Annotated in this window: 17 protein-coding genes; 14 read left to right on the forward strand and 3 right to left on the reverse strand. The window is 45.0% G+C overall.

Translation table 11 applies throughout. The features are described 5' to 3' along the window. The coding region (locus tag MUF05_07315) for a hypothetical protein (protein MCU0666884.1) at nucleotides 1-297 on the reverse strand (297 nt) is incomplete at its 3' end. Between the two features lie 86 nt (nucleotides 298-383). Between MUF05_07315 and dnaX the strand changes: the two genes are divergently transcribed. The 3 genes from dnaX to MUF05_07330 are packed head-to-tail and all read left to right on the forward strand — an operon-like array spanning nucleotide 384 to nucleotide 4,509. Further along, nucleotides 384-1,970: a DNA polymerase III subunit gamma/tau gene (dnaX, locus tag MUF05_07320; protein ID MCU0666885.1), complete on the forward strand. Its 1,587-nt coding sequence runs from the start codon at nucleotides 384-386 to the stop codon at nucleotides 1,968-1,970. 1 nt (nucleotide 1,971) lies between these two features. After that, the gene (recR, locus tag MUF05_07325; GenBank protein ID MCU0666886.1) at nucleotides 1,972-2,571 is read left to right on the forward strand and encodes a recombination mediator RecR; all 600 of its coding nucleotides are present in this window, start codon (nucleotides 1,972-1,974) and stop codon (nucleotides 2,569-2,571) included. A 6-nt stretch (nucleotides 2,572-2,577) separates the two neighbouring features. Then, nucleotides 2,578-4,509 carry an ATP-binding cassette domain-containing protein gene (locus MUF05_07330; protein ID MCU0666887.1) on the forward strand — a complete coding sequence of 644 codons (1,932 nt, stop codon included), beginning with the start codon at nucleotides 2,578-2,580 and terminating at the stop codon, nucleotides 4,507-4,509. A 469-nt stretch (nucleotides 4,510-4,978) separates the two neighbouring features. Here MUF05_07330 and MUF05_07335 read toward each other — a convergent pair whose 3' ends face one another. Next, nucleotides 4,979-6,637: a recombinase family protein gene (locus tag MUF05_07335; protein MCU0666888.1), complete on the reverse strand. Its 1,659-nt coding sequence runs from the start codon at nucleotides 6,635-6,637 to the stop codon at nucleotides 4,979-4,981. Nucleotides 6,638-6,688: 51 nt separating this feature from the next. Continuing rightward, the gene (locus MUF05_07340) at nucleotides 6,689-6,904 is read right to left on the reverse strand and encodes a hypothetical protein (GenBank protein MCU0666889.1); all 216 of its coding nucleotides are present in this window, start codon (nucleotides 6,902-6,904) and stop codon (nucleotides 6,689-6,691) included. A 425-nt stretch (nucleotides 6,905-7,329) separates the two neighbouring features. Here MUF05_07340 and MUF05_07345 point away from each other — a divergent pair, with 425 nt between their 5' ends. The 11 genes from MUF05_07345 to MUF05_07395 all read left to right on the forward strand — a co-directional run bounded on the left by MUF05_07345 (nucleotide 7,330) and on the right by MUF05_07395 (nucleotide 15,823). Continuing rightward, nucleotides 7,330-7,560 carry a DUF5659 domain-containing protein gene (locus MUF05_07345; protein ID MCU0666890.1) on the forward strand — a complete coding sequence of 77 codons (231 nt, stop codon included), beginning with the start codon at nucleotides 7,330-7,332 and terminating at the stop codon, nucleotides 7,558-7,560. Nucleotide 7,561: 1 nt separating this feature from the next. Further along, nucleotides 7,562-9,925 (forward strand): hypothetical protein, encoded by a 2,364-nt coding sequence (locus MUF05_07350; GenBank protein MCU0666891.1) that lies wholly within the window; start codon nucleotides 7,562-7,564, stop codon nucleotides 9,923-9,925. A gap of 317 nt (nucleotides 9,926-10,242) precedes the next feature. After that, on the forward strand, nucleotides 10,243-10,926 hold the full coding sequence (locus tag MUF05_07355; protein MCU0666892.1) for a hypothetical protein: 684 nt from the start codon (nucleotides 10,243-10,245) through the stop codon (nucleotides 10,924-10,926). A gap of 708 nt (nucleotides 10,927-11,634) precedes the next feature. Further along, nucleotides 11,635-12,321, forward strand: coding sequence for a type IV toxin-antitoxin system AbiEi family antitoxin (locus tag MUF05_07360; GenBank protein MCU0666893.1), 687 nt, complete (start codon nucleotides 11,635-11,637; stop codon nucleotides 12,319-12,321). Continuing rightward, entirely contained in the window at nucleotides 12,311-13,102 is a 792-nt protein-coding gene (locus tag MUF05_07365; protein ID MCU0666894.1) for a GSU2403 family nucleotidyltransferase fold protein, read from the forward strand. The genes MUF05_07360 and MUF05_07365 overlap by 11 nt, the downstream gene beginning before the upstream one ends. 41 nt (nucleotides 13,103-13,143) lie before the next feature. Next, nucleotides 13,144-13,788 (forward strand): hypothetical protein, encoded by a 645-nt coding sequence (locus MUF05_07370; GenBank protein MCU0666895.1) that lies wholly within the window; start codon nucleotides 13,144-13,146, stop codon nucleotides 13,786-13,788. 18 nt (nucleotides 13,789-13,806) lie between these two features. Beyond that, complete coding sequence (locus tag MUF05_07375) at nucleotides 13,807-14,295, forward strand: hypothetical protein (protein MCU0666896.1); 489 nt, start codon at nucleotides 13,807-13,809, stop codon at nucleotides 14,293-14,295. Between the two features lie 102 nt (nucleotides 14,296-14,397). Next, nucleotides 14,398-14,613 (forward strand): hypothetical protein, encoded by a 216-nt coding sequence (locus tag MUF05_07380; protein ID MCU0666897.1) that lies wholly within the window; start codon nucleotides 14,398-14,400, stop codon nucleotides 14,611-14,613. 21 nt (nucleotides 14,614-14,634) lie between these two features. Beyond that, nucleotides 14,635-14,784 (forward strand): hypothetical protein, encoded by a 150-nt coding sequence (locus MUF05_07385; protein ID MCU0666898.1) that lies wholly within the window; start codon nucleotides 14,635-14,637, stop codon nucleotides 14,782-14,784. Nucleotides 14,785-14,789: 5 nt separating this feature from the next. Then, nucleotides 14,790-15,560 (forward strand): restriction endonuclease, encoded by a 771-nt coding sequence (locus tag MUF05_07390; protein MCU0666899.1) that lies wholly within the window; start codon nucleotides 14,790-14,792, stop codon nucleotides 15,558-15,560. Nucleotides 15,561-15,574: 14 nt separating this feature from the next. Continuing rightward, nucleotides 15,575-15,823 (forward strand): hypothetical protein, encoded by a 249-nt coding sequence (locus MUF05_07395; GenBank protein ID MCU0666900.1) that lies wholly within the window; start codon nucleotides 15,575-15,577, stop codon nucleotides 15,821-15,823. The last annotated feature ends 29 nt before the right edge of the window (nucleotides 15,824-15,852 follow it).

The following is a 15,852-nucleotide window of genomic DNA, read 5'->3' on the forward strand; positions in this document are numbered from 1 at the left end:
GAATAAGAACGCCAGGGTATTCATGGCCAGGAATACAATGCCATAGGCAAAGAAGTTGTTCTTAAAAAGCCGTATTAAAATAGTTAAAAACAAAGGCAGTATGGGGCGGCCATCGCATTTTCTTGCTTCCAGGAAATTATGTGCGCTGTCTAACCAGAATAAGGCATCACTTGTGGGCTGGGTGCCGATACGAAAATTAGCAACGTAGTTGTGTTTAGTTGTGGGCAGAAGAAGAAAAAGCCGGATACTTGTTATGGCAAGAAAAAGGATGATTATAATTAAGATTCTTTTTTGCATAAACTTGTGTTTTATATTTTACTTGTTTGGGCCCTCGGGGTATAGTATAATACGGTTATACCCAAAGTGCAAATATTTTAAGGAATATGCCTTATACTGTTTTAGCCTTAAAATGGCGGCCGAAATATTTTGATGAAATTATCGGCCAGAGCCATATCGTAGATACACTCAAAAGCGCCATCCAGAATAACCGTCTTGCTCACGCGTATCTTTTTTCTGGGCCAAGAGGTGTTGGAAAAACGTCTACCGCCCGGATTCTAGCTAAGGCTTTAAATTGTAAAAATGGGCCCACAGTTGCTCCCTGTCAAACCTGCCCTTCATGCGTGGATATCACCAATAGCAGAAGCCTTGATGTTATGGAGATTGACGGGGCTTCAAACCGCGGGATAGACGAGATAAGGACGCTGCGCGAAAGTATTAAGTTTTCCCCTTCGTCAGGCAGATACAAGATTTATATTATTGATGAAGTGCATATGCTTACTACCGAAGCCTTTAACGCGCTTCTTAAGACTTTGGAAGAGCCTCCGGAGTTTGTAAAATTTATTTTTGCCACTACCCAAGCCAATAAAGTTTTACCCACGGTTATTTCGCGTTGTCAACGTTTTGATTTCCGCCGAATTACCAATATTGAAATTATCAAGCAGCTTGAGAAGATCCTTCAGGCAGAGAAAATTCACCTGGATAAGGAAGTTCTATTCGCTATCGCTAAAAGCAGTGACGGCGCCTTAAGGGACGCGGAATCGATCCTGGACCAGGTGGTTTCTTTTTGCGAAGGAAAAGTTTCCCTGGGGGATGTTACTTCTATTTTGGGCCTTGTGGAGCAGGACACACTTTTTGAGATTACCCAAAAGATAATATCTCGTGACAGCCTCGCAGCTCTTGAGCTTATGAATCAGATCATTGATCAAGGAAAAGATATAAATGTTTTCCTGCAGAATATGGTGGAGCATTACCGAAATCTGATGGTGGCTAAGATTAGCGGTGCTGATGCGAAACTGATCGATCTTTCAGAAGAAGTTTGCCAGAGGCTCGGGGCACAGGCGCAGGGTTTAGGCCTTGAGGAAATCTTCACCGCTTTTAATGTTTTGATGAACGCTTCTGAAATGGCCCGGCGCATGGATTCGCAGCGCATACCCCTTGAAATTGCCTTAGCAAAACTTTCTTATGATAAAAATAAGGCGGCGAAAGTAGCTCCTTCGCAGGTTGTAGAAGCGCCCAAGAAACCGCATGCTCATGTGGAGATTAAAAAGTCAGAATCAGACAATACGGAAATAAAGAAGCTGCGCGTGCCGCATCAGGAGCGCATCATAGAGAATAAGCCGCTTTTCTCCAAGACTTTTGATGAGGTAAGAGACGTCTGGGCCGGGGTGATTGATTCTTTAGCTAAGGTAAAGATTTCCGTAGCTACCTATTTAAGCGAGGGGCAGCCTTTTAGGATAGATAAAGATATTTTAACTGTGGCCTTTCCGAAGAATTATTCATTGCACAAGGAATCCCTTGAGCGCAAAGAAAATAAGACTTTGATTGAAAAAAGCTTGACCCATGCCTTGGGAGAGGCTTTGCGGGTAAATTTTATTCTTACCGAGAAAGAAATCCATCGTCATGGGCAGGATACGCAGGTGGTTAAATCCGCATTGGATGCTTTTGGCGGTAGGGTCATCCAGGAAATTTAATATGGCAAATTATACAGAATCCATAGAGAAATTAATTGATGCTTTAATTAAGCTTCCCGGAGTGGGAAGAAGAAGCGCAGAGCGCATCGTGAATTATCTTTTAGACTCCTCTAAAGAAGAATCTAAGCGGCTTTCGGATTCCATAATGCTGGTGAAGGATAACGTGCGCTTTTGCCGCATTTGTCACAATTTAAGCGAAGAGGATTTATGCAAGATTTGTAATAATACGCAGCGCAAAAAAGATATGGTTTGCGTTGTGGAGAAGCCAACAGATGTTACCGCCATTGAGAAAGCGGGATTCTTTGACGGGGTGTACCATGTTCTTTTAGGTTCTATTTCTCCTCTTGAAGGAAGAGGCCCGGCAGATCTAAAGATAAATACACTGTTAAACCGCATTCAGGAAGAACGTATAAGCGAAATCATTATTGCTACAGATGCAGATACTGAAGGAGAAACCACCGCTTTATATTTGACCAAAGTGATCAAGCCTTTAGGGGTAAAGCTTAGCCGTATTGGATTAGGGCTTCCTATGGGGTCTAACCTTGAGTTTGCCGATACGGCTACTCTTGCCAAAGCCATGCAGTCCCGCCGGGATATATAATTCTCTATGATCGCCTTAAATAATCTTTCCAAAAATTACGGTCCGAAAGTTTTGTTTAAAGAAATTTCTCTGACCATTAATAATGGCGAGAAGATTGGTTTAATTGGGCCAAACGGCGCGGGGAAAAGTACGCTTTTTTCGCTTATCTTAGGCGAGATTGAGCCTTCAGCAGGCGATGTGCAGGTGCAAAAAAATATCCAGATCGGATATCTGGCCCAGGAAGCGAATTTTAAATCTTCGCGCGCAGTTCTATCTGAAGTTATTCAGGGCGATGCGCGCATGGGGGATCTCAAAGAGGAAAAAGAAAGATTAGAAATCGAGAATGCCGCTGATTCTCATAGATATGGCGAGGTATTGCATGAGCTTGAAATCTTGGGTTTTTTTGAAATAGAGCATAAGGCAGAAAAGGTTTTGGCGGGTTTAGGATTTAAAGAACGCGACCTTAACCGTCCGATAGCTGAATTAAGCGGTGGTTGGCAGATGCGTGTTTTGCTGGCAAAACTTTTAGTATATCACTATGATCTGTTGCTTTTAGACGAGCCAACCAATTATCTAGATTTAAATGCAGCCTTGTGGCTAAAAGATTATCTGGCATCTTTTCGCGGCACATTTATTATGATCTCTCACGATAGGGCGTTTTTGACAGAAGTTACCAATTATACTTTGATTTTAGAGAATGGTTCAATATTTAAGGTGCGTGGTAATTATGAGCATTATGAAGAACTGAAAGCCGAGCGCCGCGTGTTTCTGGAGAGGCAGTTTAAAGAGCAGGAGAAAAAACGCGAGCAGTTAGAACGCTTTGTGGAGCGTTTTCACGCCCAACCGAATAAGGCTGCGTCTGTGCGCGCCAAACGCAGGGTGCTGGAGAGGATAGATGATGAGCCGATAGTTCTCCCGCCTGACCCCAGGGAAAGTATCCATAGCTTTCATTTTCCACCCACGCGCAAAAGTGGTTATAAAATAATAGCGTTGGAGAACGTTTCTAAAGCTTATGGCGATATACAAGTCTATAAGGATTTTAATTTTGAAATTACCCAAGGAGAAAAAGCGGTATTAGCCGGGGAGAATGGTGCGGGAAAATCAACTCTCTTAAAAATTATGGCTGGGGTAGTTACGATTGATCAGGGCTTGCGTACGCTTGGTCATCATGTGGACGCGGGGTATTTTTCCCAGACGCGCCTTGATGTGTTAAATCCAGAGAATACGGTTTTACGCGAGGCATATACCGCTGCCCCAGGCTATATGGCAGAAGAAAACATCCGTACGGTATTAGGCGCATTTTTGTTTACCGGGGAAGACGCGGATAAAAAGGTTGCGGTTCTTTCTGGAGGAGAAAAGAGCCGTTTGATCTTGGCAAAACTTTTAATTAATCCGCCGAATTTCCTTCTTCTTGATGAGCCAACCACGCATTTAGACGTGGACGCGGTAGAAGCATTGGTCCGGGCGTTAAAGCAATACGAAGGAACGATTGTTTTCATAAGCCACGATATTTATTTTGTGCGGTCAGTAGCCAATGTGGTTTATGAAGTTAAAAACGCCTCGGTGCGTAAATTCCCCGGGACGTTTGATTATTATTTAAGCAAAAAGGATGAAGAGTATTTTGTTCCGCAGAAACATAAAGCTTCTTTGGCGGATTCGAAGAAACAGGTTGAGGAATTAGCGCGCAAGCATAAAAAAGATGAAGAGAAGAAAAAGAAAGAAGCTGAACACAATCGCAAAACGCATAATGTTTCTTTGCGTGAGAAGATAAATAAACTTGAAAAGGAAAAAGAAAAATTGCAATTAGAAAGTTCTGCCAAGGTGCGCGCTTTGTCAAACCCGCATTTCTACCGCGATGAAGAGACCGCCCGGGCTTATGGCAGGAGGCTTAAAGAAATTGAAACTAGGATTGTTGAAATCGGCAAAGAAAAAGAGTCCCTTGAAGCTGGTATGTTGTAGAAGATTTCCTTTGACGTAGACGGTATTTTATGTAAAATAGTGCTACTGGTTTGGCCCGTATAGGGCTATTGTTCTTTTAATTTTTATATCTAGCTTATTCCCCCTTCCCGCCACAGGGGAGGGTGCTCTTTCATAAGTTATTCCCCCTTAGCTCAGCCGGTAGAGCGAGTGGCTGTCGAGCCGCCGAAGGCGGCGAGACTCCGAATTCTGGCCCAAAGGATTCCGAAGGAATCCGAAGGCCGTTTAGAATTCGCAGTAGCGTGGCAGCTGTCGCGGGAAACCGCGGCTGAAACTGCAGGAGAATTGTCTGGAAGCCCTACTATAAAATGAGGGTAATCAGCAGCCGAGCCCCCGCCGTTTTGCTTCGCAAAACGAAGCAGCGGGGGAAGGTTCAGAGACTATGCACCTGCTGCCTAAAAGCGTTTAGCTTATGGCAAAGATATAGTCCACTTCCGAAAGTAATTTCGGGTCAAGCGTAACCACCAGGTCCGAGGTTCGAGTCCTCGAGGGGGAGCCATATTGACGTCTGACAGCGGATTGCGCCGTCAGGCGCCGTTGTATCAAATAGCCCTATTTGGGGATACTTCCCGAATAGGGCTATTTTTATGCCCTCGGGGCCCAAGACGGCCTTCTTGAGGAGGAGCTTGAAGATCTCCTTCTTCTGGTAGGGGTGCAGGGTGTCGAAAAGGCTGTTGAACTTGTCCACAGCCATCAAGACGTCTTCTTTGCGGATCGCATCGCGCTGGATGTCCTTTATCTGAATATCAATTGCGGTGAAGCCGGTTTCGGCTTCTTTGCGTTGCTTGGCAAGCTCATCGAGTTTTTCACGCAGGAATATGCTGTTGTCATCCGTAGCCATATTTGTCCACTTGACCATGATGCCGTCAGCCTGCGATTTCGTCGTTTCGATCTTGCGCTGGAGCGCGTCACGCTGGGTCTTGAGCTGGGGCAGTTCCTTCTGCAGTTGGGAGTTCGCTTCGCGCACCATGGCCTCGACCATATCTTCCTGGGTGCCTAACATTTTAATGTGGTCAATAATGACTTGCTCGACTTCGCTTGCGGGCATCTTGAATTTGCAATGTTTGCAGTGATAGTAAAAATATTTATTTCCCTGATGGCCTGTTCCGCAGGTTCCTTCCATGGGCTTGTCGCATTTCGCACAGACAAGCAGTCCGCTATTCAAAATATAGGTGTGTTTAAATTCCGTAGTGCCATTGTGCTTTGTCGCGGCGTTTACGGATAGGAGATGTTGGACTTTGGTGAAGGTGTCTTCATCAACAAGCGGGTCCCAGACAGCCGGGACATGGCGGTATCGGTAATTCTCCGCGAGCTTTGCCTGATCCTGAGTTTTTAGATTCTTATTAATTTCCTTTTTTCCGATATAGGCAAGATTTGTGAGTAAGGTCTTTGTCGATGTTCTTCCGAATTTTTGCGGGGAGCGAATTTTACCGCGCCGAGACGTGTATCCTTTGGTTCTGAATCCGTTGGCGTTAAGTGCCTTGCCGGTTTCGACCAGCGATCCGCATTCGAGGTACTTCTTAAAGGCGAATTGGATCGTGGCTTTTTCCTGTTCGTTGATTGTTAGGTATCCTTTTCGTTTTTCATCGAGGTCAAACCCCAAAAGATGACCGCCGTTCCAGAGGCCGCGCTCTGCCCGGGCGATGGTGGCATCGCGGTTTCGTTCGGAGGTTTGCGTCCGTTCAAACTCGGCCAAGGCCATCATGATCGTGATGAAGAGCTTGCCTTGCGAGGATGTGGTGTCGTAGTTTTGTTTTAGACAGACGAACTCGACGTTGTATTTGGTCAGGACCTCGAAGAAATTCAGAAAGTCTTTAACCGACCGGCTGATGCGGTCAAGCGCGGTGCAAATGACCGTGTTCACCTTGCCGGATTCCATGTCGGCGAATAGCTGGGCGAATTCCGGGCTTCGGATAGAATCCTTGCCGGATACGCCTTTAAGGATATAGCGGCCAGCCTCAACCCAATGCTCGTCGCAGGCGGTGTTCTTGTATTCAACGTGCGCCTGCAGGCGTTGGAGCTGGTTCGTGAGTGATCCTTCGGGGTTTCGGGCTTGTTTGTCCGTACTGACCCTAATCACAAATCCGCATCGTTTATTTGTCTCTGCCATAGCGACCCAACCCTATCACAACCCCCGCACAAGCCAAGCTGAATCAACCCTTTAATCGGTAGTTTCACGATTGATGATTTCCCGGGCCTTATCCATGGCCTCGCGGACCTTTTCTTTGCGCTTGGGGTCTATCCGGAGCACGCCTTCCTTTTTAAGATAGGCATAAACGCCTCCCGCAAGGATCTTGGCGACCTTCTTCATGCGTTCGGCCTCATCCGGCGTCTCGATATATTCGACCGTTACTTTTAAGTTTCTTTTTTCTTCCATAGTCAGTACATACAACTTTTTTCCGCGAAGCGTCTCAGGCGATATTAAGAAAATTCCCCAAGGCGTATATTCCCCAAAAATGCCAAAAGTGTCGGAAAAATCTTTCCTCCAAGGCGTATATACCGGATTTTTTTGAAAAGTGTCCCTGCCTAAGTGCGTATATACGATGTTTTTCTTCAAATTGTTGCAGGCAAAATAAAAATAATTCCGACACTTTCACGAAAAAATCGGAATGTACGTGATGGAGAAAAAAGTTCCGACACTTTTAGGAAAAAAGGGGTATGTACGCTTGGGGACAATGTATTTTCAAAAAGCCTGCAACACTTTGAGATTTTTTTACGTATATACGCGGTAGTGGGTGCAACACTTTGGCAAAAAAGGTTGTATATACCCCTTGGGAACGGCGAATAAAGGAGAAGGAAAACATGAGAGAACAGCATTTTGAGGCCGGGAATCTGTATCTGGCCACCTACCTGCTCTTTTGCGGCTTCACCATGAAGGGCCTTAAAGGCGATGGGAAGCTGAAAAAGATCCTTTTCGACCATTCCCCTGAGATTACCAAGGCTTGCGAGGATTTTTACGCGGATTCAGACGCGAGACGCCTCTTTGACTGTTATCGAAGAGCTAAAGATTACCTATTTCAAAACGGAGTGTGAAATGAGTGCCGAGAGAAGAGAAGAAAAGAAATGGTTTGTCGAAAATATCCCGCAGGAATTAAAAGTCCTGCCCAACTGGATTGGGTTTAAATTCATTCCGCAAGAAGGCAAAAAGCCCAAGAAAGAACCGATCAATGCCGCGACCGGCGGCCATGCCAAGTCTAACGACCCGAAAACATGGCGTTCCTTTAATGATGTTGTCGCGAAAGCCGAAACGCTGAATTTTGACGCAATAGGCATAGCTGTTGTCGAGCCTTATATCGTTTGCGATATTGATCATTCCGTTTGCGAAAGAATTATTTCACCGCTTGCAAAGAAAATAATATCCGCGTACCCCAGTTACACCGAATACTCGCCGAGTAAGACCGGCATTCATATTGTCGGCAAAGGTAAAATTCCAAGGGATCGTAAATTTACCACTCTTGATGTTGAGATGTATTCCGGTAGCAGGTTTTTTACTTTCACCGGCGACCTCGTGCGGGGATGTCCGCAAGATATATGTGAAGTGGATATTTCGAAGCTCTATGGTGAGCTCGAGCAGGTGGATAATGCGAACAAGCAGATCGACACTCTTTTTAAGCGCATACGAAAGAGTAATGACGCCACATTTTTCACGCTCTATGAAGGCAAATGGCAGGAGTCATATCCTTCTCAATCAGAGGCAGACCTTGCGTTGTGCAATAAACTCGCCTTCTGGACTGGCAAGGATTCGACGTACATGGATTCGCTCTTTCGCAAGTCAGACCTTATGCGCCCCAAGTGGGATGAGAAACACTTTTCTGATGGGAAGACTTACGGTCAGTCGCTGATTGAGAAAGCCGTTGAGAGTTGCACCAATATTTATCAATCGTCGGGATCGGAATTTAAACATAAACCTACTCAAGGCGAGATCATCACCCGAGATTGCGAAGATAACATCAAAGACTTCTTCCGCGATCAGCACGGAAATTATTTTATCGTGCTTCCGTTTAAAGATCATGCCGAAGTATGCCCGACGTCAAACTCACGCTTTAGAAACTGGATGGCAACGCGTTACAGGGAAAAGTTTGGCGTTCCCCCGAAGAGCGACGCAATCAATCAAGCGCGTATCCAGATTGAAGCGCGGTGTGATAGCGCCCGGCAGGTCGAGCTATTTAATCGTGTAGGATGGCATGACGGCGCGATCTATTACGATTTAACAACGCAAGATTGGCGCGGTGTCAGAATCAACAAAGATGGCTGGGAAGTTGTTTCACTACCGCCGATATTCCGACGTTATCAACATCAGGCCGAACAAGTCATTCCTGTTAAAGATGGCGATCCGCGAGCGATATTGAAGTTTTGCAATATCAGCCCCGACGATCATTGCCTTTTCATGGTTGCAATTGCCTCATTCTTCATCCCCAATATTCCGCATATCATCTTAAGCCAGAACGGCGAGCAAGGTTCCGGCAAATCAAACAACTCCCGCAAAATTAAAGGCTTGGGTGATCCGTCGCGGGTCATGCTGATCTCGACGCCAAAGGATTTAGAACAGGCGCAAATGACCGCCGAGAAACACTGGATCAATACCTTCGATAACATTTCAAAGATTCTCGAATGGTTTAGCGACTTTTTGTGCCGTGGCGTTACTGGCGAAGGCGATATGAAGCGAAGCCTTTATACCAATGATGACGAGTTCATCCGGTCATATCGCAGGTGCTTTGTTCTGAATGGCATCGGCGCATCCATGTGGCGAGCTGACTTGCTCGACCGTGCGGTCATCTTCGATATTCCGATTCTAAAGAACACTCGCCCCGAGAAAGACATGGAAGCCGAATGGAAAGAAGTTTTACCCGGGATTCTCGGTGGCTTTTTTACCGCCGTCTCAAAGGCTATGAATACAGTCTCGCAGGTTCGAGGCCACCATAAATTCAGAATGTCCGACTTCGCCCAATGGGGCGGTGCTCTAGCTGAGGCACTCGGATATTCGCAGGATGAGTTTTTCAAAAAGTATCAGGAATCTGTTGATCGCAAGTGGCAGGAAACCGCTGAGGACAGTGTGTTCGGTAAAAAAATCTCTGAACTTTTGGAAAAACATGGCGGTTTCTGGACTGGCTCAACTGCCGAGCTTCTTACTGAAATTAAGCCAGATGACGAGGATCAAAAAGGAATTCCCAAGACCGCCAAGTGGCTATCAACGGAGCTTGTCAGGATCGCGCCGGTCATGCGCAACATAGGCATCGATATCGTGAAGAAAGAAAAGCGCGAAGCTGGCACCGGCAGGCGGATCTTTGTGATCAGAAAATTCGAGAAAAATGGCTGTGAGGATCGGTGTGAGGATGGTGTGAGCAGAGACGCATTTTGTGAGGCTAACCATGAGGTGGACAGTGACCGGCCGTTCTGATTTTGTGAGTTTGCTCACAGAACCTCACACGTGCTCACAGCCCTGCTCACAGAGCCAAGGTGCTTATCGGCAAGAAGTTACGCAAATCTGTGAGGATTGTGAGGCTATTTTTCTAAAAGGACAAAAACAAAGAAATATTTATAGAAAAGGCGTATTTCGGCTCACAAGAAGCTGTTGGATGCCTAAGGGGTAAGGAGAAGGATTTTCCCCTCACAATGCTCACAAATCACAAAAAGGAGGTGCGGTCTATGGGGATGTAGCGGCAAAAGGTTGGCGGTAAATAAACGGTCATCAAACTTTAAAGAAAGGACAAAACCATGAAACTGAATTTTTTGAATGCGTTAAACGGTAAGGTCAATCACGAGGAGATCGCCGAGCAGATCGTTGCTCTGGAGATCAAACAAAAGGAATGCGAGAACGAGCGGAACCTCGCAAAGATTCTCTGCAAGGAAGTCCGAGGCAAGACCCTTTGCGGAGAAAAGATCAGCCTCGACGTCATTAAAAACGCGGATAAGGGTTATGAAGAGGCATCGCTTAATCTCGAGATCGTTACCGAAAGCCTCGACGAGCTAAAACGGAAATTATCCGAATCCTTGATGGCAAACTGCGATGATGAATCAAAGCGGCTCATTGAAGCGCGCAGGCGTCTGGATCAGGAGCGCGACAAGGCTATGTGTGAGTTTACCAAAGCAAAGGGTCGTCTGTTTGGCATGGCGCTTAGCATATACGGCTATGATGAACGGGCGCGCATTAACCTCGAATGTTTAAGGAGCTTCACGCCGTGCAATACGGATCCGTTCTTCGAGGAGTTTGAGTACGAGAAAAAGAAGTCGTTGTCAGAAATAAAGAAACCGACCGTGGCGGACATTGAGCGAGATTGCGAGATTAAGGAACGCTGGATCACGACCTTTAATCTTGATGAGGAGCACGCCAAGATACTTGATAAGTACCGAAAGAAGTATGCGTCCGTACCGGTTGAGGAGCAGGCGGTTGAGTCGTAGGCAGAAGATTGCGGAGGAGCTGGCGCGGGGCTTTTCGTTTTGTTTCCCTCGCGTTGGCTTTGCCGGAGAAGCGCGTCCGGCAGGGGCGGCCTTGTTACCCGACCTCTCCGCACGCCACCCTCTTTAGTTACGGGTCCTTGGAAGGGGGTGTCGGCCGCGGGTCGGGCGAGGCGCGGGCTTTGAGTGATGTCAGATTTTGAAAATGTCATGTCGTGGTCGTATAGGCAAGGATCAGGGTGTCAAAAGGCGCAAAATCGGTCAAATTCGTGCTTTTTTCGTCAAAAATAGTGCATTTTGAGGCTTTTTGATGTCAAATTGGCTCAGCTGGGAAGATTAGAGTCGGACATCATACGACATTTTCGATGTCGTATTGTCCTATTGGGACATGATCGCCCTGTCAGAAAAAGTATATAGTTTTTCTGACACCTGTTCTATGCAATAGAACGATCGTTCTATGTTATAGAACAGCGTAATCTTTGGTTCTGTATGAATGTTACAGAAAATGTAATATATTTGCTTGGTGTTAATGTTCACTCAAGCCCTAATGTTCACTAAACGGTGAACATTAGAACGTATAAGTCTTGTCGCAAAAAGTAGATAGTTTTTGTGACATAATCTACGCCATTTTCGTGAAAAATGACTTGACTTTAATGTTCAGTTAGTGTATATTGTTCAGTAATTACTGAACATTCAAAAGGAGTGAACATTATGAATGGCCATACCAATGGAACGAACATTTTTGCAGATAAGGCGACCTTTATTCTAAGGAAAATGCTCTCTGACCCTGAAAAGAAATGGGTTACCCGAGACTTTACCGGTGATAGCGGAGTAAGCCTTGGCATGGCGCAGGGAACGCTCGAGGCCATGGCGAAAAAGGGCTACATTGAGCGCGTTAAACGCGGTCCTGAAAGCTATGCCCTACTTACGAATAAGGACGAACTTGTCGGTGATTGGCTCAAGGAGTATCAGTTTGATCTAAATGAGGTCGATACCTACTATTCTCCGGACAAGAATATACTCGGAAAACTTAAAGATTATCTAGCCAATAAACAGTATGCCCTAACCCTTCATTCGGGCGCTAATCTTATTACTTCTTTTGTTGTGACCGACCAGATCCATATATATTTCAATCCGGATAATTGGAAAAAAGAGATCCTCGATTTACGGCAACAGCTTGATTTAAAGGAATTGGTCAGGGGCGGCAATATTAATATTGTTCGTCCATATTATAAAAACAGCGCATTCTGTGGTGCTCGAACGGTCAAGGGACTCAAGGTCGTTTCCGACTTACAGCTTTACCTTGATCTTTACGGCTATAAACCTCGCGGACGTGAACACGCGGAATATTTGAAGAACGCGTTGGAAGAAAAAGGAAAGAATTTGTATGAGTCTTGAGAAGATCGAAACCATATTTTTCAGCGTCCTTGAGGACATTAACGATTACTTGCAGGATCTCACGCTTGTCGGCGGGTGGATGCCGTATGTTTATTCGAATTACCTTTGGAAGACTTCCGTTCGCAATGCGGTAACCACGGTTGATATCGATTTTGGCGTTGATCAATCAGTGAGCAAAGATTATTCAAAAACAATTTTCGAAACACTTTCATCCTTGGACTATAGGGAACGTCATCTCAAAATGGACAGAATGTTCCCGGTGGTTCTCTATAAGGATAAGGTTCCGGTTGAATTCATCACTTATCCCAGCGTCGATATTAAGGCCATCGAGAAAATGGTCGGACAGCAGATGCAAATAAACAGGATCGACAAGTTCGATTTTTTATTAGAGCATCGGATGTCAATCGGTGTTCAGGCCAAGAAAAAGATTTATCTACTGAACTGTCCGAAGCCGTCGGCTTTCTTGTATCACAAGGGCGCGACCTTTATTGATCGAGAAAACAAGGAGAAACAGGCGAAGGATTTGTACTACATGTATTTTATTTTACGGTATGCGCCTAATGTAGATGAGATTTTGAAGGAAGTATCACAGTACAATGAAAAAGGATATTTGCCGAGCGTGACGGATAACGTAAACAAATTTTTTGAGCGGGTATCGAGTCAGGGTTGTCTTTTAATCGAGCAAGAAAACGGCCCTGATGAATATATTCACGACGTAAGGCAGGATATCTTTGAGCGATTTAAAGGCTTGAGAGAAGTGTTGCAAAGGAATGCCGAGTGAAGACCTATGCTGTCGGGGATATTCACGGCGCTTATAAGGCGTTGATACAGTGCATTGAGCGGTCGAAATTCGACTATAAGAAAGACCGCTTGATCGTGATGGGCGATGTTTGCGATGGATATCCGGACGTTAAGCAGTGCATCGATGAGCTTTTAAAGATTAAGCATTGCGATCTGGTCATTGGCAATCATGATATGTGGGCTTTGGACTGGGCCTTGCGCGGTGATAAGCCGGAGATTTGGACAAGTCAGGGTGGCACCCAGACAATGGCCTCTTATAATGGCGGCCCGATGCCGCAGGCGCATATCGATTTTCTAAAAAGCGGACAGCTTTGGATCGAGCGCGAGAATCAAGTCTTTGTGCATGGTGGGTTTAATCCGGACGTATCGCTTGCCAGTCATAGCGCACAGGCGTTGGTTTGGGACAGACGGCTTCTTGACATGGCGTGGAAGAAGCAGATTGACGGGCATAAATGTCAATTAGGCAAGTACAAGGACATCTTTGTCGGGCACACGACAACGGAGCTTTACAATACGCTACAGCCGATCCATGTGTGTAATGTATGGAACCTTGATACGGGAGCTGGTTGGTCAGGCAAGCTGACGATAATGGACGTTGATACTAAGGAATATTGGCAGTCGGATTTATCAAAGGATTTATACGGTGGGTTGCCGAATCAGTTATAGCAAGAGGAGTTATTTATTATGCCAATGATTAAATGTACCGATGAGCAGGCTTATTTAATCGAATTATGTTTAGACACTATGAGCAGAGCGACTGCGGGTCAACTGACGCGCATCGTTGAAGCCATGGAGCAGATTAAAGGAAAATCATTTGAGGTGAAATGCCCTGATGGAGAGGTGCGGAGTTTTTATTCGCTCGGAAGCTATATCGAAGAAATGATAAAACCCATTCTTTTCCCTGAGCTGTCCCCTAACGCAAGCTACGGAGTTGGGCAGAAGGCCATTGGGAAAGCACAGATATTGTATGAGATGGTAAAGGTTCTACAAAATTACAGAGCAGAAAAAGAGAATCATTCCAAGCACTCGGTTACTTGGCATAAACCTTTGCATTACAGTAAAAAACCATTGATTGAGGTTATGAGCTTGCAGAACGAGATGAAGAAAGTTAAGCGGCATGCCATAGCCAAAGGAAAGAATGGGAAAAAAGTTGCGTCCAAGGGGCGGCGCTAACGCCCTGACGTTGTGGTCACCGGGAAGCGTTTATTTTTTGATCCATTTTGTTGAAGCCAACGAAATGGTTGCCTTATACAGATTAGCTAATCGAGGTAGCGTATGAAAGCGATAAAGTATAAAAAGAAAAAATTTGTTGCCATAGGTCAATTCGATAGAAAAAACGATGTGGAAGCTTTGATTGTTAAGGCGGAGAATCATGAAATTGCATGTCATTTGGCAGAAATTAAAAATGGCTGGGGTACCTTTATGGCTTGTGATGAAGGTCAGGCCAAAAAAATCGCCAAAGATATTCATAAATCTTTAAAAAACTGGTAGCCCACATGGAGGTGGCTGATTATGTCCAATAGAGAAAAAGATGATCTCAAAATGCTGCTGGATTACATGTGGAGAGATGAAGAAACGCATTATCTATCCTTGCCACGCAAGAATCATATTTTTGTTGTTTTAAAGAGATTGGCGAAAAAGGTCGGCTATAAGGTCGCATAATGAGTATAAGTCTAGAATTAGATACCAAGCTTGCGGATCGATACAAAAGCTCATCTCAAAAGGTCAGAGTTTTGACAGAAGGATGGGTTAAAAATGAGGCTTATTGTCCAAGCTGTGGAACTGCGCGTCTTGAGCAGTATTCAAACAATGCACCTGTTGCTGATTTTTTCTGTGAAAACTGTAGCGAAGACTTCGAGCTGAAAAGTAAAAGCAACGGCCTCGGGAAAAAGATAGTTGATGGAGCATATCGCACAATGCTCGATCGGTTGGCGGATGTTCATAATCCGAACTTCTTTTTACTGAACTACGATTTGAGCTCATATCAGGTTTCCAATTTCCTTGTTATTCCAAAACATTTTTTTATTCCCGAGGTCATTGAAAAAAGAAGTCCCCTGTCAGTCACTGCTCGAAGAGCAGGATGGATAGGATGCAATATTTTATTAAATAGGATACCCGAAGCGGGCAGGATATTTCTAATTAAGAATAGACAGATTAATCCAAAGGAAAATGTTTGTGCGGTTTGGCAAAAAACATTGTTTTTACGCGAGGAAAAGAAGATTGAGTCGCGCGGATGGGTTTTGGATGTCATGCGTTGCATCGAATTAATTCGCAAGAAAGAGTTTACGCTTGCGGATATTTATAAATTTGAATCCTTTTTGGCTAAGCAACATCCGGGTAATAAACACATAAGAGACAAGATCAGACAGCAGTTGCAGCTCTTACGTGATCGGAATTATATCCAGTTTACCGGTCGTGGCGAATATCGAATTATTTAACGCGGGAGTTTATAATGCAAAATTTCATTATCGTGACCAAAGAAGGATCTACGCTGCCTCCCAATTTCGAGAGGAGCAGTCTAACGGTTGAAAATCTGCAGGTTCTTGGGTTTACTCGGGGAAACAATAAAAGAGAAGCAGTACGAAATTTTGGTCTTGAGAATAAATGGATCAAAGAAGCTGGATTTTCCGAGGCTATGGCTATAACCATCGGAGAAAATTTGAAGGACATAGATTTTGAATCTTTCCGTCTGAGGCGATGAATGAGCATTCTTAACAATTGGAATGAACG

The organism is Candidatus Omnitrophota bacterium, from assembly GCA_025453395.1.
Lineage (GTDB): Bacteria > Omnitrophota > Gorgyraeia > Gygaellales > Profunditerraquicolaceae > JAlOQK01.